General features: G+C 71.4%; 14 protein-coding genes. 3 read left to right on the top strand and 11 right to left on the bottom strand.

The window, feature by feature from the left end; translation table 11 throughout:
• Positions 1–77: 77 nt before the first annotated feature.
• Positions 78–392 (bottom strand): hypothetical protein, encoded by a 315-nt coding sequence (locus tag QP939_RS30580; RefSeq protein WP_285449641.1) that lies wholly within the window; start codon positions 390–392, stop codon positions 78–80.
• Between the two features lie 41 nt (positions 393–433).
• On the opposite strand from QP939_RS30580, the gene QP939_RS30575 reads away from it, so the two are divergent.
• A protein-coding gene (locus QP939_RS30575) for an IS3 family transposase (protein ID WP_434219586.1) occupies positions 434–1,593 on the top strand; the annotation gives its coding sequence in 2 pieces (ribosomal slippage) (positions 434–712 and positions 715–1,593; 1,158 coding nt in all).
• On the opposite strand, the gene QP939_RS30570 is transcribed toward QP939_RS30575, so the two are convergent.
• The 3 genes from QP939_RS30570 to QP939_RS30560 all read right to left on the bottom strand — a co-directional run bounded on the left by QP939_RS30570 (position 1,569) and on the right by QP939_RS30560 (position 5,534).
• On the bottom strand, positions 1,569–2,501 hold the full coding sequence (locus tag QP939_RS30570; RefSeq protein ID WP_285449639.1) for a DDE-type integrase/transposase/recombinase: 933 nt from the start codon (positions 2,499–2,501) through the stop codon (positions 1,569–1,571). The genes QP939_RS30575 and QP939_RS30570 overlap by 25 nt on opposite strands.
• 190 nt (positions 2,502–2,691) lie before the next feature.
• Positions 2,692–5,025 carry an ATP-binding protein gene (locus QP939_RS30565; protein WP_285449638.1) on the bottom strand — a complete coding sequence of 778 codons (2,334 nt, stop codon included), beginning with the start codon at positions 5,023–5,025 and terminating at the stop codon, positions 2,692–2,694.
• A 56-nt stretch (positions 5,026–5,081) separates the two neighbouring features.
• Positions 5,082–5,534 carry a hypothetical protein gene (locus QP939_RS30560; RefSeq protein ID WP_285449637.1) on the bottom strand — a complete coding sequence of 151 codons (453 nt, stop codon included), beginning with the start codon at positions 5,532–5,534 and terminating at the stop codon, positions 5,082–5,084.
• A gap of 209 nt (positions 5,535–5,743) precedes the next feature.
• On the opposite strand from QP939_RS30560, the gene QP939_RS30555 reads away from it, so the two are divergent.
• Positions 5,744–6,715, top strand: coding sequence for a tetratricopeptide repeat protein (locus tag QP939_RS30555; RefSeq protein ID WP_285449636.1), 972 nt, complete (start codon positions 5,744–5,746; stop codon positions 6,713–6,715).
• A 451-nt stretch (positions 6,716–7,166) separates the two neighbouring features.
• On the opposite strand, the gene QP939_RS30550 is transcribed toward QP939_RS30555, so the two are convergent.
• From QP939_RS30550 to QP939_RS30520, 7 genes are all read right to left on the bottom strand, one after another.
• On the bottom strand, positions 7,167–8,051 hold the full coding sequence (locus QP939_RS30550; RefSeq protein WP_285449635.1) for an RNA polymerase sigma-70 factor: 885 nt from the start codon (positions 8,049–8,051) through the stop codon (positions 7,167–7,169).
• A 13-nt stretch (positions 8,052–8,064) separates the two neighbouring features.
• On the bottom strand, positions 8,065–8,448 hold the full coding sequence (locus tag QP939_RS30545; protein ID WP_285449634.1) for a DoxX family protein: 384 nt from the start codon (positions 8,446–8,448) through the stop codon (positions 8,065–8,067).
• A 73-nt stretch (positions 8,449–8,521) separates the two neighbouring features.
• Entirely contained in the window at positions 8,522–11,872 is a 3,351-nt protein-coding gene (locus QP939_RS30540; protein ID WP_285449633.1) for a TM0106 family RecB-like putative nuclease, read from the bottom strand.
• 113 nt (positions 11,873–11,985) lie between these two features.
• Positions 11,986–14,235, bottom strand: a complete 2,250-nt coding sequence (locus tag QP939_RS30535; protein WP_285449632.1) for a glycoside hydrolase family 3 N-terminal domain-containing protein — start codon at positions 14,233–14,235, stop codon at positions 11,986–11,988.
• 80 nt (positions 14,236–14,315) lie between these two features.
• Positions 14,316–15,326, bottom strand: coding sequence for a YdcF family protein (locus tag QP939_RS30530; protein WP_285449631.1), 1,011 nt, complete (start codon positions 15,324–15,326; stop codon positions 14,316–14,318).
• A 79-nt stretch (positions 15,327–15,405) separates the two neighbouring features.
• Positions 15,406–16,050 carry a response regulator gene (locus QP939_RS30525; RefSeq protein ID WP_285449630.1) on the bottom strand — a complete coding sequence of 215 codons (645 nt, stop codon included), beginning with the start codon at positions 16,048–16,050 and terminating at the stop codon, positions 15,406–15,408.
• Entirely contained in the window at positions 16,041–17,189 is a 1,149-nt protein-coding gene (locus tag QP939_RS30520; RefSeq protein ID WP_285449629.1) for a sensor histidine kinase, read from the bottom strand. Before QP939_RS30520 ends, QP939_RS30525 begins: the two co-directional genes overlap by 10 nt.
• 136 nt (positions 17,190–17,325) lie before the next feature.
• Between QP939_RS30520 and QP939_RS30515 the strand changes: the two genes are divergently transcribed.
• Positions 17,326–17,985 (top strand): DedA family protein, encoded by a 660-nt coding sequence (locus tag QP939_RS30515; protein WP_285449628.1) that lies wholly within the window; start codon positions 17,326–17,328, stop codon positions 17,983–17,985.
• Positions 17,986–18,056 lie beyond the last annotated feature (71 nt).

The following is an 18,056-nucleotide window of genomic DNA, read 5'->3' as shown; positions in this document are numbered from 1 at the left end:
GGTGGTCACCTTGTCGTGAGTGTTTAGGGCGGTTCTAACCGCCTGTCATGTTTCAGGACTTCGTGAACAGATGTGTTTCAGGACTTCGCGGACAGTTTGGGGTTGGTGAGGCGTTGGTAGCGTACCGATCGGTCTAGGGTGAGCTGGCGGGCGACCGTGTCGTTGATCATGACTGTGACGCGGTCGCCTTGCCAGTAGATGGTGGCGGTGTGACCGGCCCAGGTGCGTCCCAGGACGATGGAGCAGCCGGAGAAGGCGATCACGCCGGTGGCTGAGACAGGTCGGGTGGTGACGCCGCTGGGCCGGCGAGGGCCGGTGGCGGGGGTGGCTTTCGGTCGGGCGTCGTAGCGCTGCTGTGGGGTGAGGGGGTCTGCCCAGGGTTCGGTTAACACCTCACCTGTGAGGCTCCGGCCTCGCCTGGAAGGATGTCACCGTGCCCAAGCCCTACCCCCGCGAGTTCCGCGACGACGTGATCGCCGTCGCCCGCCGCGGCGAAGCCCCGTTGAAGCAGGTCGCGAAGGACTTCGGAATCTCCGAGTCGTGCCTGGCCAACTGGCTGCGCGCCGCCGACGTCGAGGACGGCACCCGGCCCGGCGTGACTCGCGATGAGTCCACCGAGCTACGGGAACTGCGCAAACGCAACCGCCTGCTGGAGCAGGAGAACGAGGTCCTGCGCAAAGCGGCGGCCTACCTGGCCCAAGGCAATCTGCCGGGAAAATAGTCTTCCCGCTCGTCCGTGAACTGGCCGCGGCCGGCGCCCCGATCAGGGTGTCGGTCGCGGTGACGTGCAGGGTGCTGGGCATCTCCCGGCAGGCCTACTACCAATGGTGTGCAGCGCCGGTCTCGCAGCGGGACTACGACGACGCGCACCTGATCAACGCCGCGCTCGAGATCCACGCCGACGATCCGGCCGACGGGTACCGGTTCATCGCCGACGAACTCGCCCGCCGGGGCTTCACCGCCTCGGAGAACCGGGTGTGGCGGATTTGCTCCATGCAGCAGATCTTCTCTTCGCACGCCAAGAAGAAAGGCCGTTCCCACAAGGCGGGGCCACCGGTGCACGACGACCTGGTCCGCCGGGACTTCACCGCCACCGCACCGAATACCAAGTGGCTCACCGACATCACCGAACATTCCACCGGTGAGGGCAAGCTGTATTTGTGTGCGGTCAAAGACTGCTACTCCAACAAGATCGTCGGATACTCCATCGACTCGCACATGCGGGCCTCACTCGCCGTCAGCGCGCTGCGCAACGCGATCGCCCTGCGTGACCCGGCCGGAACCGTCGTCCACTCCGACCGCGGCGCCCAATTCCGGTCGGCAGCCTACCGGCGTCTGCTGCGCAGCCACAGGCTGACCGGGTCGATGGGGCGGGTCGGGGCCTGTGGTGACAACGCCGCGATGGAATCATTCTTCTCGTTGCTGCAAAAGAACGTTCTCGATACCCGGCGATGGCGGACCCGGGAAGAACTCCGGTTGGCGATCGTGTCCTGGATCGAGACGAAGTACCACCGCAAACGCCGCCAACGCGCCCTGGGCAAGCTCACCCCGGTCGAGTTTGAGACCATCTACACGACCGCAGCAGCGGCCTGAGAAGTAGTCAGCTCCGGTGTCAACCGAACCCTGGGCAGACCCAGGCCGTTGAGGCTTTGGTGGCGGCGGTTGTTGTAGATCGTGCGGTATTCGTCGAGAAGCCGTTGCAGGGTTGCGAGGTTGTCGGCGGGTGGTCGGGCGGCGAGCCATTTCTGCAGGGTCTGGTGGCTGCGTTCGTCCTTGCCGCAGGTTTGCGGGTGGTGCGGGGTGGAGGCGATGGTGGTGACGCCGAGCTGGGCGAGGTGGCGTTCGAGTTCGACCATCCGGCCGCGGTGTTTGCCGGAGAAGGCCAGCCCGTTGTCGGAGAGGAGTTTGACGGGCAGGCCGTAGCCGGCGAAGGCGTGTTGCAGCGCGGCCCAGGCGTTGGTGGTGTTCTCGCTGTCCGCGGCGTAGGTGCCGACGTCGAGGCGGGAGTGGTCGTCGAGGAGCTGGATGATGCAGACCTTGGTGCCGTCGGCGAGGTAGTGTTCCATGCCGTCGATCTGCCAGCAGCCGTTGGGGTCGGCGTATTCGAACCGGCGCCGGGTGCGGGGTTTCTTGCGGGGTTGCGGGACGATCTGGCCGTGTTCGCGCAGGATCCGGTAGACCGCCGACTGCGATGGCACCCGGTCGTGGCCCTGGGCTTCCAGCCGCCAGCGGATCGAGATCGGCCCGTTGTCGAGCCCTTCGTCGGCGAGTTCTTTGCGGGCCCGCAGCACCGCCTCCGCCACCGTCGGCCCGAGCGCGGCCGGGTGGTGGTGCGGGGCGGTGCTGCGGCGGGTGAACCCTTCGGCGCCTTCGGCGCGGAACCGGTTCAGGTACTTGTGGAACACCGTGCGGGACACGCCGTGCTCGCGGCAGAACCGTGCGATGTTGATTTTCTCACCCGACGCGGCCTGCGCGACCGCGGCGACGAACTCAGGATCCATCGAAAACCCTGCTCTGCCCATCGCCGCATGATCACCACACAACTACTGGTCACCACACTGACAGGCCGGTCAGTGTCCACGATGTCCTGAAACATCACCTGTTCACGATGTCCTGAACTGGGACAGGCGGTTCTAACCGCCCTAAACACTCACGACAAGCCGCGGCAGACCACCTTTGCCTCGCTGCTGCTCAGTGGGGCGTGGGCGCCTGTGAGTTCCGGGCCGCCCACGCCGCGACCTGCGCTCGCGAGTCGAAGCCCAGCTTGCGCAGGATGCGGTTCACGTGGCCCTCGGCCGTCCGGCGGGAAATGACGAGGCGGTCGGCGATCTCCTGGTTCGAACGGCCGTCCGCGATCAGCACCGCCACCTCCTGTTCGCGGTCCGTCAACGGGGTCGCGCGCTCCGGCTCGGCCGTCGGGGACGGGGGTGCGTCGCCCAGTGCGTACGTGATCGCCTCCTCCAACGCGAACTCGCCGCCGCGGCGGAAGGCCGTTTCGAACGCTCCCTCGCCCAGTGCTCGGCGGGCGCGGGCTTCGCAAGCTCCGTGCGGGGCACCGAAATGGCGTGACCCGAACATCGGGAACCCGACCGCCTGCCAGATCCGCTGGGCCGACCCGAGCATCGTCGCCGCCGGTTCCCACCGCTCGCGGGCCGCCTCGTTCCACGCCAGGACCTCGATCGCCAGCACGATGCCGAGCAGGTCGTGGAACGTGCTCTTCACGCGCAGGCAGTGCCGTCCGTGCTCGGCCGCCCGGTCGTGGTCGCCGCGGCCCAACGCCACCAGGGCCTTCACGTAGATCGCGTACGCGCGGGCCCACTGCTCGCCGTGGACGCCGCCGGTCGCGCAGGCCTCTTCGCACAGCTCGCCCGCGCGGTCGAGGTCGCCGAGGAAGATCGACGCGACGGCCAGCTCCACCCCCGCCAGCATCACGTTGCTGTTCAGCTCGCCGAGCTGCCGGTACCGGTCCTGCGCCTCTTCGAAGAGCGTCTTCGCGTCGCCCACGTCGTCGCCGACCAGGAGGTTGCAGCCCAGCCGGTGCGTCGCGTACGCCAGCGCGACCTCGTCGCCGCTCCCGACCGCGTACGAGCGGCACTCTTCGAGCATCTCGACCGCGGCCGCGGTGTCGCCCTGCAGCGTCGCGATGTAGCCGTTCACCCACAACGCCTTCGCCCGTTCGCCGCTCGGCTCCGGCGCCAGCGCGAGCGCGCGGTCGAGCCAGTACCGGCCTTCGCCGAACACGCCGCAGCCCGCCCAGTAGTACCAAAGCGTCGACGCCAGCCGCAGGCCCGTCGCCAGCTCGCCCGGCACCGTCAGGCTGTGCTCCAGCGCCGCCCGCAGGTTCGCGTGCTCCAACCGGGTACGCCGGAAGATCTCCGCCTGCTCCGGGCCGAACCACGCCCGCTCGCTGCGCTCGGCCAGCTCCAGGTAGTGGTCCCGCATCCGGTGCAGCACCTCCGGCGCCTCCCCGGATTCGTCCAGCTTGCCGCGGCCGAACTGCCGCAGCGGCTCCAGCAACCGGAACCGCTGGCGGTCGCCGTCGGTCTCGCGGATCAGCACCGACTTCTCCACCAGTCCGGCGAGGCGGTCGCGCAGCTCGGCGGCGGGCAGCCCGTCGCCGGTGCAGACGCGCTCGGCCGCGCGGAGGTCGAACGCGCCGGCGAACACCGACGCCCGGACCCACAGGTGCCGTTCGGCCGGGCCGCACAGGGCGAAGCTCCAGTCGACGGCGGCCAGCAGCGTCTGGTGCCGGGGCTCACCACCCCGCTTCACCGTGCCGGGCAGCCGGAAGCAGTCGCCCAGCCCGGCCTCCAGCTCCGGCAGCGTCAGCACCCGCAGCCGCACGGCCGCGAGCTCGATCGCCAGCGGGATCCCGGCCAGCAGGCGGCACACCTCGGCGACGCGGTCCTGGTTTTCCGCGGTGACGGCGAACCCGGGGTCGACCGCGGCGGCGCGTTCGGCGAACAACGTCAACGCCGGGTACCGCAGCCAGGCACCACCCGACAACGGCTGGCCCGACTCCGGCAGCGGCAACGGCGACACCGGCCAGAGGTGCTCGCCGGCCAGCGCGAGCCGCTCCCGGCTGGTCGCGAGCAGCCGGAGGCCGGGCGCCGCGCGCAGCAGGTCGTGCACCAGCGTCGCGCAGGCGTCGAGCAGGTGCTCGCAGTTGTCCAGCACCACCAGCAGCCGCCGGTCGCGGAGGTGGTCGGCGAGCACGGCCGCCGGGTTTCGGCCGGTTTCGTCGTGCACGCCCAGTGCCTCGAGCACTGTGTGCGCCACGAGCGCCGGGTCCTGGAGCCCGGCGAGTTCGACCAGCCAGACGCCGTCGGGGAACGCACGGACCAGCCCGGCGGCCGTCTGCACGGCCAGGCGGGTCTTGCCGACCCCGCCCACGCCGGTGAGGGTCACCAGCCGCGCCCGCGTCAGCAGGTGCTTCACCTCGGCCACATCGGGCTTGCGGCCCACGAAGCTCGTGCTGTCCGCGGGCAGGTTGCCTCTCCCGCACACCGTGCCGGCCTTGCTCACCCGGAAACCCTAGGGACGTTCCCGCGAAACGGTCAAAGGGCGTCCCTCGGATGGCGTCACGCGTCGGGCAGGCGGTAGAGCGTCGGCGCGTCACCGCCGTGCATCGCGGCCAGGCTCGTCCGGCAGGCCTGCCGCACTTCGCGGTTCGCCGCCGACGACGCCTGACCGCAGCGCGGGCAGAACAGGTGCACGGCGCCGGGCGGCGTTTCGTCCACGGCGACCTGCACGGGAAGCTCGCAGCGGCGGCACCACCGGTGCCCGGTGACGACGATGACGTGCAGCGGGTCGCCGACGCACTGGTGCACCCAGCATCGGTGGACGTAGCAGGTGCTGCGGGTGTGCGGGCTGAGGCCGTGTTCCACGGCGGTGTCCTCGGCGGCGAGGATGGCGGCCAGCCGCCGGTCGTCGAGGTCGGAGTACCGGTCGCGACCGCGGGAGGGGGCCGGCCGCGGCTCCGGGACGTCCTCGGGAGAGACGGCTCGGAGGAGGGGACGCGACCGGCCTTGCATGGGATTACCGACCTCCTGCGGTCGTCGACGGCCGCCTCAGACTGCCTCGGGCGGCGCGTCACCACACCCGTACAAGTACCCGACTCGCTACCTGTTCTTGATCACACACCGCGCTGGTGTCACTACCGTACGCACTTTGCCCCCTCGCCGGGGGCCCTCGCGGCGAGTAAACTTCGTAGCCCCCCACGGTGGTGCCAGGAGTCGAGGTCATGACCAACCCCGAGTTCGACCTTCGCCAGGCTCTCCCCGAACGTCCCGAGCTGCTGGACGTCGAGCAGCTCGAGGCGCAGACCAGAGCGCTGCGAGCGGTCGACTACCGAAGCGGCGGCGGAATGTGCCGCGACGCGGTGCTGGTCCGCATCCACCGAGGCCACGAGCTCCTCGCGGCGGCGGTCGCCGAGCCGGTCCGGACCCGCCTGTGTTCGGCGGTGGCGGACCTGCACAACTTGGCGGCGTGGACGAGCTTCGACAGCGGCCACGTAGGAGCAGCGCACCACCACCTGGACTTAGCACTGGCATTGGCCGAGTACGGCGGCAACGACGAGCTGGCGGCGAACATCCGCTACCGCCGAGGCCGGATCTACTTGCACCACGGAGCCCCGGACGAGGCACTGGCCCAGTTCCAGCACGGCAGACTGGCGGCCCGCAGGTGCGGCTCGGACCTGGCAGCGAGCATCTTGAGCGCGAACCAGGCATGGGCCTACGCGAAGAAAGGCAACGAGCAACTGGCCTTGGACCTGCTGGGCCGGGCAACGGAGGAGTTCGAGGCGGCGGCACCGGCGGACCCACCGGACTGGGCGAGGTTCTTCACGGAGACGGACGTGTCGGCAATGGTGGGAACGGTGCACACGGAGCTGGCACTGCACCGAAGGCCCCGAAGGGCACAGGTGGCGATAGCGGCATTGACGGACGCGGTGGCGAGGTACGGCCCGGAGATGGCCCGCAGCAGATCGTTCTGCCAGGCAATGCTCGCGGCGGACCACCTCCTGGAGGGCAACCTGGAGCAGGGAGCACGGATAGGAACGGAAGCGGTGGACGCGGCAGAGACACTGAAGTCGGTCCGCACGAAGGACCGCCTCAGACCACTGGGCCTGGAGGCGGAGAAACGCCGAGACCACCCAGCGGTAAGAGCATTGTCAGAGCACATAACGGCATTCGTGGTGAGCTCAACGCACGTGTAAGCAAAAACAAAGGAGCGGGGTGGTCATCCCGTCGCCTGAGGCCGTCAAAATCACTTTGAGCCAGGCCCGCAACTACCTCGTCTACTGCAGCCGAACTACGAAAGCTTGCGGGCCTGGCTCAAAGTGATAGGCCTCAATCAGGCGACGGGATGACCACCTCGCGGCCCACCTCGAGAACGCAACAAGACTACGAAGCCCCGGCCATCCCAGAGCCTGCCCGTCCGGCGAGGACATTCTTTTGATCTTTGAACGTCCGAAAAGGGAGAACGGGCCCGACATCCCCCACCCCTCCTCGCGGAGTGTTCAGCCGCCGGTAGACCTTGTCAAGGCGGGAAAGCGTGCCTTGACAAGCTCAACCGTCGACTGAAGAGCGGCGAGGACGAGGGGCGGGGGAGGTCTGGTGATCTCGTGCCTGGCTTGCGTTGCCGGCCGCCGCCCCCATAGCACGAATTCACCGCAACGTCAGCGACGTTTCCTCGCCCACCCTCGTCAGCTTCTCCGGGTTCCGCACGTAATACAGACCCGTGATCCGCCCACCCTCGACTCGCAGCGCCATGACCCCGTCGATCTCACCATCGAGGGACATAACCAGCCCAGGACTGCCGTTCACCACAGTCGGCGCCGTCGTCAGCACCGAATCCGTCCGCCCGATCCCCCCGAGCATGAAGCGAACCAGCTTCTCCGCTCCCGCCACCGGCCTGAGCGCCGCCTGCTTTACCCCGCCGCCGTCACTCAGCAGCACGACGTCCGGGGCCAGCACGTCTAGCAATCCCTGCAAGTCCCGTCCGTCGAGTGCGCGCTGGAACGACTCGAGCACTGCCCGGGTCTGACTCGCGGACACCGCCGCCCGGGGACGGCGCGCGTCCACGTGCTGGCGTGCCCGGTGGGCGATCTGCCTTACCGCCGCCGGTGTCTTGCCCACCGCCTCCGCGATCTCCTCGTACCCGACGTCGAACACCTCGCGCAGCACGAACACCGCTCGCTCCGTCGGCGACAGCGTCTCCAGCACCAGCATGAGCGCCATCGACACGCTCTCGGCGAGCTCGACGTCCTCCGCCACATCAGGCGTCGTGAGCAGTGGCTCGGGAAGCCACGGGCCGACGTACGCCTCCTTGCGGCGCTTCATCGACCGCAGCCGGTTCAGTGCCTGGCGGGTGGTGATCCGCACCAGGTACGCCCGCTCGTCGCGCACCTCCTCCTGATCGACCTTCACCCACCTCAGCCAGGTCTCCTGCAGCACGTCCTCGGCGTCGGCGGCCGATCCGAGCATCTCGTACGCGACCGTGAACAGCAGGTTGCGGTGCACGACGAAGGCGTCGGTGGCGTGGTCAGTCATCGGTTTCTCCCTCTCAAGCCGTGAACGACGCCGGGCCGAGCCTGCCCCAGGCGATGAAGACGGCCACCGCCAGGTAGGCCAGGTTCAGCGCCACGAACTTGTACCCGCCGTCGCGGGCGTGGGTGATCATCGCACCGATCATCAGCGCCACCCAGCAGATCGCCGTGACCGGGACCAACGCCGGCACGATCCCGGTCACCGCCGGCAGCACCAGCCCGAGCGCCGCCAGCAGCTCGAGCACGCCGAGCGCCTTCACGAACCCGGCGCTCGCCCGGCCGGTCCACTCGCCGCCCGGCGCCGCCGCCAGCTTCTGCTTCGGCATGAACGCCTTGCTGATCCCGCCGGTCAACGCGACCGCCGCGAGCAGTCCGGCCGCGATCCACAGTGCGACGTCCATGAGCCTCTCCTCTTCTCGAAGTTCGGCCTCAAGACACCGGTTGCCCGGTCCGTGTGACAGGGCGTGAGCCAGGTCACTCCCAGGGCTTCGCCTCCGCCAGCAGGCCCAGCATCCCGGCCACCAGCCGCAGCTCCTCGACCGTGCGGATGTCGGCCTCGACCAGGCGGGGCGAGCACACCACGATCGCCAGCGCCTGTGCCCGCGAGAGCGCGACGTTGAGCCGGTTGCGGGACAGCAGGAAGTCCAGCCCCCGCGGCAGGTCGACCGCCGACGACGACGTCATCGTCGTGATCACCACCGGGGCCTCCTGGCCCTGGAACCGGTCGACCGTGCCCACCCTGATCCCCGGGTACCCGGCTTCGTCCAGTGCCCTGGTCACCGTCCTGGCCTGCAGGTTGTACGGCGCGACCACGAGGATGTCGCCGTCGCCGAGGGGCCGGGGCGGCGCGTGGTCCGTCCACATGCGACCGTGCAGCGACGCCACGATGCCGACCACCTCGGCCGCTTCCTCCACCGAGCGGGTCGTGTTGCCCTCGTGGTCGACTTCGGCCACGTACAGCCCCGCCGCGACGCCTTCCAGGCTCCGCTCGGCCGCGCTCGGGTGGGCGTGCAGCTGCCCCGCGTACGACAACTGGGACACCGGCTCGCACACCGCCGGGTGCATCCGCCGGGTCTCGTCGAGGAAGTAGCCGAGCGACGCGGGCATGATGTCGGTGTCGCCGATCAGGTGCCCCAGGGCCGACGCCTCCGCGCCCGCCGGGTGCGTGCCCTGCACCACCTGCGGCAGCTGCTGCGGGTCGCCCAGCAGCAGCACGTTCTTCGCGCACATCGACACCGCCAGCGCGTCGGCCAGGGCGAACTGGCCCGCCTCGTCGATGATCAGCAGGTCGAACGGCTCTTCGCGGATCGCCGCGTTGGCGAACGTCCACGCCGTGCCACCGACCAGGTGCCCCGTGTCGTGCTCTTCGCGCCACTTCACCAGCGCCGGGTTGCTCTTCGGCTGCTCCCACGGCGCCGCCGGGTCCGGGGTCTTCTTGGCCCGCTTGGCGCACGGCAGCTCCGGCGCGCTCTTCTTCGCCGCGCTCAGCACGTTCTCCACCGCCTTGTGGCTGGTGGACGTCACCGCGACGGTCCGGCCGGCCCGCACCAGGTGGGCGATCAGCTTCCCGGCGAGGTAGGTCTTCCCCGCGCCCGGCGGCCCCTGCACGGCGAGCGCCGAGCCGTCGAGCGCGTCGACCGCCTCGATCACCGTCGCGACCAGGTCGTCCCCCGGCTCCGGCAGCGGGACGCCCCCGCGCAGCCGCGGCGGGGTCCGGCGGAGCAGGTCGACGCCGGGGTGGCGGGGCAGCTCCGGGAGCGCGTCGACGACCAGGCGGGCGAGGTCGGCGACGGCGTCGTCCTTCGGCGACGGCCGCACCGGGCTGCCGGGCAGCACCGCCGTGGGCCGGTCGGTCGTGGTGGCGTCCGGCGGGCTGCTCTCCTCCAGCGTGAGTTCGATGGCCGACGCGGCGACGACCTTCGCGTCGCGGGCGGTGTCGCCGTAGCGCAGCCGCACGTCGTCGCCCGGGGCGAACGGGTGCGGCCGGTCCGGGTCGCACGCGACGACCAGCGTCCGCTTCGCCGTGCGCTGCCGCCCGGCCGGGGGCACCCACTCCCCCGCGTCCAGCGCGACCGGCACGGCGCACGCGGTGTCGACCTCGAGGTCGCCGAGCGGCGCGGCCAGGCGCCGGAAGTACTCCCACCACGCGGGGTTCGTCTCGCGGCGGTGGTAGCCGACCGACGCGGCCAGCAGCGCGCGGGCCCGCTCGTCGGCGGTGAACTCGGCCGGGTCGTCCGGCAGCCCGTCGAGCAGCGGGTCGACCAGCGCGGCCAGCTGCGCGGCGCGTTCGGCCCGGCGCTCGGCGGCGACGTCCTCCTCGGCCGCGCGCAGCAACGCGTCCTCGGGCGACTCCTCGACGGGCTCCGGCAGGTCGATCCCGGCGTCGGCGCGGACCTGGTGCAGGAACTCGAACAGCCGCAGTGCGGAAACGCAGTCGTACTCGGTGTTCTCGCCGATGCCGCGCAGGGCTTCTTCGGCGCGTTCGGGCTCGCCGGACCGCGCGAGCGCCAGGTACTCCTCGTACGCCTCGACGTCCGAGGCCAGCGGTTTCGCGTCGCCTTCGCGGGTGCCGGGCTGGTAGAGGGGCTCGAGGTGCCGGATCGAGTAGGACCGCTGCGAGACCCGCATCGCCTTGCGCACCACGGCGTGCAGGTCCACGACCGCGCCGCTGCGCAGCAGGTGGTCGACGGTCTCCTCGCGGGTCCCGTGCACCGCCGCGAGCCGCTTGATCGCGGCGACGGCGTTCGGCGCGTAGTGGTAGACGTGCGAGCCGGGGTGCTCGGCGACGCGGGCGGCGGCGAAGTCGGCGAACTCCTCGAAGGCCCGCTTCTCCTGGGTGCGGCTGTGCGCCCAGAAGGGCGTGAACCGCCGGTCGGCGGTCACCGCGCCGAAGAGGAACTCCAGCCCTTCGCCGGCGAGCGCGTGCGGGTCGCTCGCCAAGTCGAAGAAGACGTCGCCGGGCGCGGGCGGGGGCAGCTCGGCCAGCGCACCGGGGTCGGCGATCTCGAAGGAGACCTCGCCGGTCGCGTCCTGCCGGACCTGCAGCGCGGCCTGCGCACGCAGGGCGGAGAACGACGTGACCGACAGGTCGCGCGGCCGGTCGCCGGGTTCGGCCGCGGCCAGCGCGTCGATCGAGCCGAGGCCTGCGGCGGTCAGCTTCCGGCGCTGGTCGGAGCGCATCCCGGCGACGAGCGAGAGGTCACGGTCAGCCTCCCGGGCTGACGCGCAGTGCCGGGCGAAGCCGCAGCCGGCGCAGGCGGGGCGTTCGTCGGCCCACAGCCGGGCGGGCAGCCGCGGCGGCCGGTCGCGCAGCCGGGACCGCAGGCGCTCGACCAGCGGGCGGAAGTCCTCGACGCGCAGGGTCCGGGTGCTGCCGTCGCCGAGCCGCAGGTGCGCCGACGGGCCGACGGGCCACCCGGCCCGGCGCAGCGCGTCGGCGTGGGCGATCAGCCGCACGACGGCGGCGGGTTTCGCCTGCCGGGCCGGGGTGACGTCGTGGACCTCGTAGCGGCCTTCGGGGTCCTTGATCAGGAAGTCGGCGCACTCGCCGTCCTGCAGCACGGCCCGGTGGACCACGGGCGCACCCGTCCACAAGGCGGCGGCGGTTTCTTCGGCCGCGCCGTCGGGGTCCCGGATCTCGGTGACGTCGTGGCCGTCCCGGCGGAGGCGGGCGAGCACGGCCGCCGCCGCGGCCCGCTTGCGCCGGTCGTCACCGAGGTCGGAAGCGGGCCGGGGCGCACCGGGCAGCCCGGCGGCGAACGCCTGGGTCAAGACGCTGCGGTGCTCACATTCGAGCAGGTCGGCGAGCTGATCGGCGGTGTCCATCGCCGCGAAGTCTGACACGGCCGGGTGCGGCGGTCGCGGATGCCGCGCGCGGGAGGGGCGGATCGGGGTACGGCGAGACACGCTCGCCGCACCCCGGCCTGCGGATCCGAGCTTCAGACCACCGTGAAGCTCGCCGAAAGTGTCGCCGCCGAGCTCGTGCCCACGTAGACCTCGATCTTCCCCGGCTCGACCCGGAACCGGGCGCTGTTGTCGTAGAAGCCCACATCCTCGGGCGTCAACGTGAACGACACCGTGGTCGACGCGCCCGCTTCCAACGTCACCCGCTGGAAGCCCCGCAGCCGCCGGACCGGCTGGACGATCGTCGCCACCGGATCCCGCACGTACAGCTGGACCACCTCGTCGCCCGCCCGGCCGCCCGTGTTCGTCACCCGGGCACTCACCTGGATCCGGCCTCCGCGGGCGGGCAGCCGTGTGTCCGAAAGCCGCAGGTTCTCGACGCTGAACGTCGTGTACGACAGGCCGTGGCCGAACTCGTACAGCGGGCCCGACTCCAGGTCCAGGTACTTCGACGTGTACTTGTTCGCCGGGTCCGCGGGCCGTCCGGTGTTCTCGTGGTTGTAGTAGATCGGGATCTGGCCCACCGCGCGCGGGAAGCTCACCGGCAGCTTGCCGCCCGGGTTCACCGCGCCGAACAGGACGTCCGCCACCGCGTGCCCGCCCTGCACCCCCGGTGCCCACGCCTCCAGGATCGCGGGCGCGTTGTCGTGCAGGTACGGGATCGTCAGCGGCCTGCCGTTGACCAGCACCACCACGAACGGCTTGCCCGTCTCCTTGATCGCCGCCACCAGCCCCTGCTGGACGCCGGGCAGGTCGATGGTGCTGCGCGCCGCCGCTTCGCCGCTCATCGCGGCCGTTTCGCCGACCACGACGACCGTCACGTCGGCGGCGCGGGCGGCGTCCCGCGCGGCCGCGAACCCGCTCGTGTCCGGACCGTCCACAGTGCACCCCGGCGTGTACGTCACGCGCGCGCCGGGCGCCGCGGCCTTGATCCCGTCGACCACCGTCACCGGCGGGGTCGTCGACGCACCCGTGCCGAGGCCCGACCACGTGCCGTTGAGGTCGTAGGTCGCCGCGCCGAGCGGGCCGACGACGGCCACCGCGCCGACCGTCTTCGCCAGCGGCAGCACCGGCCCGTCGTTCTTCAGCAGCACCATGCACCGCGCGGCCGCCTGGCGCGACGCGGCCAGCGCGGCCGGAGAAGGCGCTTTCACCTCGCCGGACTCGTCCACGTACGGGCGCTCGAAAAGGCCCAGCCGGACCTTGACCAGCAGGATCCGGCGGACGGCGTCGTCGAGCTGGTCGCGGGTGATCCGCCGCTCGGCCAGCAGCCGCTGCCCGAACCGCACGTAGTTCGTGCTCACCATCTCCATGTCGACACCGGCGGGCAGCGCCGCCGCCGCCGCGTCGGCGCCGTCCCCGGCCAAGCCGTGCAGGATCAGCTCTTCGATCCCCGTGTAGTCGCTGACCACGAACCCGCGGAAGCCGTAGGTGCCCTTGAGGACGTCGTGCAGGACGTACCCGTTGCCGTGCGCGGGAACGCCGCTGATCGTGTTGAAGCTGGCCATCACGGTCGCGACCCCGGCTTCGACGCTCGCCTTGAACGGCGGCAGGTACAGATTGTGCAGCCGCTGCAGGGAGACGTCGACGGTGTTGTAGTCGCGGCCGCCTTCCGCGCCGCCGTAGGCGACGAAGTGCTTGGCGCACGCGGCGAGCCGGTCCGGCGACGAGTAGTCGTCGCCCTGGTAGCCGCGCACCTTCGCCACCGCGAACTTCGTGGCCAGGTAGGGGTCTTCGCCGTAGCCCTCGGCGATGCGGCCCCAGCGCGGCTCGTGGGTGACGTCCATCATCGGCGCGTAGGTCCAGTGGATGCCGCTGCGCCGGGCCTCCTTCGCCGAGACCGTCGCGTCGGTGGCCGCGACGGCCGGGTCGAAGCTCGCGCCCTGGGCCAGCGGGATCGGGAAGTTCGTGGTGTAGCCGTGGATGACGTCGAGGCCGAAGATCAGCGGGATGCGCAGCCGCGTCTGCTCGACCGCGATGCGCTGCAACGCGTTGAGCTTCGCCGCGCCCACCACGGAGAACACGCCGCCGAGCTGCCCGTTGGCCAGCGCCGTCCGCGCGGTGGCTTCGTCGCCGACGAGCTGCAGCTGGCCGAGCTTCTCGGCGAGCGTCATCTTCGCCAGCAGCGCTTCGACGCGCGGATCGTGTTCGGGCCGGGCGACGGGATCCGCGGCGGCGACGGCCGGGGCGAGCAGGCCGCCGGCGGTGAGCAGGCCGCCGACTCCGGCGAGCAGGCTGCGCCGGTTGACGCCGTCGGGGCTCGGGTGACTCTCGGGCTCGTGCATGGCGGGGACCTTTCGAGAGAGAGATCGACCGCCCACGATAGGCACAGGGGGCACCCCCGCGCGCGACGGCAAAACCGCCGTCAGAGCACGCGAAGCACGTTCGCCAGGACGATCAGCCCGCCCACGACGCCGTTCGCCACCCGGTGGTCCACGACCACCGCGACAAACTCGCGGATCGTCGCGCTCGGCCAGAAGTACCACGCCGTCGGCGCCCCGATCACCTGGCCGTCGACCTTCGCCTTGCGGGCGAGCACCGCCGCGCGCAGGACGTGGAAGTTGTTGGTGACGACGACGCAGCGGTAGCCGGGCCGCCGCTCCCGCATGAGCTCCGCGCTGAACGTGAGGTTCTCGAACGTCGTCCGCGACCGCTCCTCCCGCACGATCCGGTCCGCGGGCACGCCGCGCTCGAGCAGGTAGTCCGCCATCGCCCGCGACTCCGGCACGTCCTCGCCCGGTCCCTGCCCGCCGGAGGTGACCAGCAGCGTGTCGCGGCCCTTCGCGCGCTGGGCGTCGAGCACCCGCCGCCCGCGGTCGAGCCGCCCGGCCAGCAGCGGCGGCACCTTCGTGCCCCCGAGGAGGCCGGAACCGAGGACCACCACGAAGTCGACGTCCTTGCGGCCGCGAATGCGCCCGTAGACCACCGAATACAGCAGGAAGCAGACGAACAGGAACGAGACGTACGCGAGGATCCCGTTGACGCAGCTCCGGACGACGTCCAGCGGCGTCCACCCGATCCGCGTCACGAGCGCGTTGAACGCGATGAGGGCCACGATCCCGGCCCCGGCGAGCAGGGACAGCAGGTTCGCCAGGCGGCGGCCTTCGCGGCGGAGCATGGTGATGCCGTTGCAGATCAGGAAGACCGCCAGCACCGCGACGGTGAGCGGGACCAGCGCGAGCAGCGCCAGCCCGGCGAGGGCCGCCGCGGTCGGGGAGAACGTCGCCAGCAGCACCAGCAGAGCGAAGACCAGGGACGCCAGCGCGAAGAACAGGTACAGGCCGTTGCGGAGCTTGCGGCGGTCGAGCAGGAAGCTGACCAGGAACACCGCGAAGCAGAACGCGCTCACCGCGAACGCGAGCACCACCGGGTTCACGCGACCTCCAGCCGGGCGGCGCACGGGGAGGCGGCCGCGGTGGCGTTACTCTATCCGGAGTAGTCCCGCCCGGCCCGGTTCACGAGCCGAGGTAGCGCAGGATCGCCAGCACGCGGCGGCTGTAGCCGGCCGAGTGCGCCAGCCCGAGCTTGTCGAAGATGGCGTTGATGTGCTTTTCGACCGCGCTCGCCGAGACGAACAGCTGCCCCGCGATTCCCGCGTTCGTGTGACCCTCGGCCATCTTCTCCAGCACTTCCCGCTCGCGGGCGGTGAGCGTCGCCAGCGGGTCGGCGTGGGTGGTCCTGGCCAGCAGCCGCCGGACCACCTCGGGGTCGAACGCCGCCCCGCCCGCGCCGACCCGCTCGAGCGCGTCGAGGAACTCGCCGACCTGCACCACGCGGTCCTTCAGCAGGTAGCCGACGCGCTCGCCGTCGCCGGTGATCAGCTCGGCCGCGTACCGCTTCTCGACGTACTGCGACAGCACGAGCACACCCGTTTCCGGCCAGCGGCGCCGGATCTCGAGCGCCGCGCGCAGGCCCTCGTCGCTGTGCGTCGGCGGCATCCGGACGTCGGTGACGACGACATCGGGCCGGTACGCCGCGGTCGCCGAGACCAGCGCGTCGCCGTCGCCGACCGCCGCGACGACGTCGTGGCCCTCCTCGGCGAGCAGCCGCACGAGGCCTTCCCGCAGCAGGGTCGAGTCCTCGGCCAGGATCACGCGCACGGCAGCACCGCCGTCACCACGGTCGGGCCGCCGGGCGGACTGTCCACAGTGAACTCACCGTCGACGGCCGCGACCCGGCGGCGCAGCCCCGAAAGCCCGCCGCCCGCGGCGACCGCGCCACCCGTCCCGTCGTCGGTGATCGTCACGCGCACCCCGCGTGCCGCCGCGCCGACGTCGATCCCGATCCGCGTCGCGGCCGCGTGCTTGACCGTGTTGGTGACCGCTTCCGAGGCCACGAAGTAGGCGACCGTCTCGATCGCGGCCGGCGGACGGGCGGCCAGGCCGTAGCGCAGGTCGACGGGCAGGCCGGTGCGCTCGGCGAGGGCTTCGAGCGCGGTGGCCAGCCCGCCTTCGTCGAGCGCGATCGGGTACACCCGCCAGGTGACTTCGCGAAGGTCGTGCAAGGCCCGCTGCGTCTCCTCGTGCGCCTGGCGCAACAACTCCGACGCGTGCTCGGGCTCCTTCGCGCGGCGCGCGCGGCCGAGGAGCATGCCCAGCGCGACGAGCCGCTGCTGGACGCCGTCGTGCAGGTCCCGCTCGATCCGGCGGCGCTCACCGTCGACCGCCTCGACTACTTCGGCGCGGCTGGTGGCCAGCTCGGACACCCGGCGCCGCAACAGGTCCTGCGCGCTCGGCCCCAGGAACCGGTGCGCGAGCCCGCGATCCAGCTTCGCGACCCCCGCGAGCCCTTGGCCGCACAGGAAGACGAAGAGCACCCCAGCCAGCAGCACGACGACGTAGTCCGACCAGTCCGCGGGTGCTTCACCGCCCGGGGACAGCCCGGCGGCGAGCTGGGCGAGGATCACCACGCCGCCGAGCGCACCGGCCAGGACCAGCCCGAAGATCCCGGTGCCGAGCAGCCCGGCCACGCAGCGCGGCAGCAGGTACTCGAACGCGCGCCGTCCTGTGTAGTCGGTGGCGTTTTCGCTGCGCAGCAGGGTTTCCAGGCGACGGCGTTCCACCTCGGCGAACCACCGCGCGGCCCGGAACACCGGCGGCCGGGCGCGCGGGACGGCGAGGGCGAGTCCGCCGGACAGGACGAAGACGAGCTCGGCGGGCGCGGTCACGGCGCCGTACGCGAGCCCGGCGGTCGTCCGGAGGGCGCGCGCGAGCTGGTCGCGGACTGCGGGAGCGGGCACGCGACCCAGGCTAGCCGGGACGTCGTCGCCGGGAACTGGGGTTTTCCGCAGTGATCCCGGGTACTCCACCCCATGGTCCGGAACCCGCGCCGTTCCTAGGTTCGTTGGCACCACAAGACGACCTCGAAAGGCCGCCATGACCCCGCTCCTCACCGCCGCGACCGCCACCGAACCGATGGGAGGCCTGGCCGGCTGGGCCGTCGGGCTGATGGAGTCCCTCGGCGGGCCCGGTGCCGCCCTGATCGTCGGGCTGGACAACCTCTTCCCGCCGATCCCCAGCGAGCTGGTGCTGCCGCTGGCCGGGTTCTCCGCCGGCCGCGGCACGTTCGGGCTGCCGGAGGCACTGGCCTGGACCACCGCGGGCTCGGTGGCCGGCGCGCTCATCGTGTACTGGCTCGGGCTGCTGCTCGGCCGCGAGCGCACCCGCGCGCTGCTGACGAAGATCCCGCTGGTCAAGGCGTCGGACTTCGACCGGACCGAAGCCTGGTTCGCCAAGCACGGCGCGAAGGCGGTGTTCCTCGGCCGGATGGTGCCGATCTTCCGCAGCCTGATCTCGCTGCCCGCCGGGATCGAGCGGATGCCGTTCTGGCGGTTCCTCGCCCTCACCACGCTGGGCAGCCTGCTGTGGAACACGCTGTTCGTCGGCGCGGGCTACCTGCTGGGCGAGAACTGGCACCTGGTGGACGACTACGCGGGGATCTTCCAGTACGTCGTCGTCGCGGCCGTCGTGGTGGCCATCGGGCTGTTCGTCGCCGTGCGGCTGCGCGACCGCAGGAGTTCGGGATCGATTCAGTGATTTTCTGCTAGCCTCGCCCCTGTCTCGCGGCTCACCGTGGCGCCGCCTCCGCTACTGCGAACTCACCGAGG

Source organism: Amycolatopsis nalaikhensis, assembly GCF_030264295.1.
In the GTDB taxonomy this organism is placed as follows: Bacteria; Actinomycetota; Actinomycetes; order Mycobacteriales; family Pseudonocardiaceae; genus Amycolatopsis; species Amycolatopsis nalaikhensis.
The sequence above is the reverse complement of the archived record's forward strand: the minus strand, read 5'-3'. Positions and strand labels throughout refer to the sequence as shown.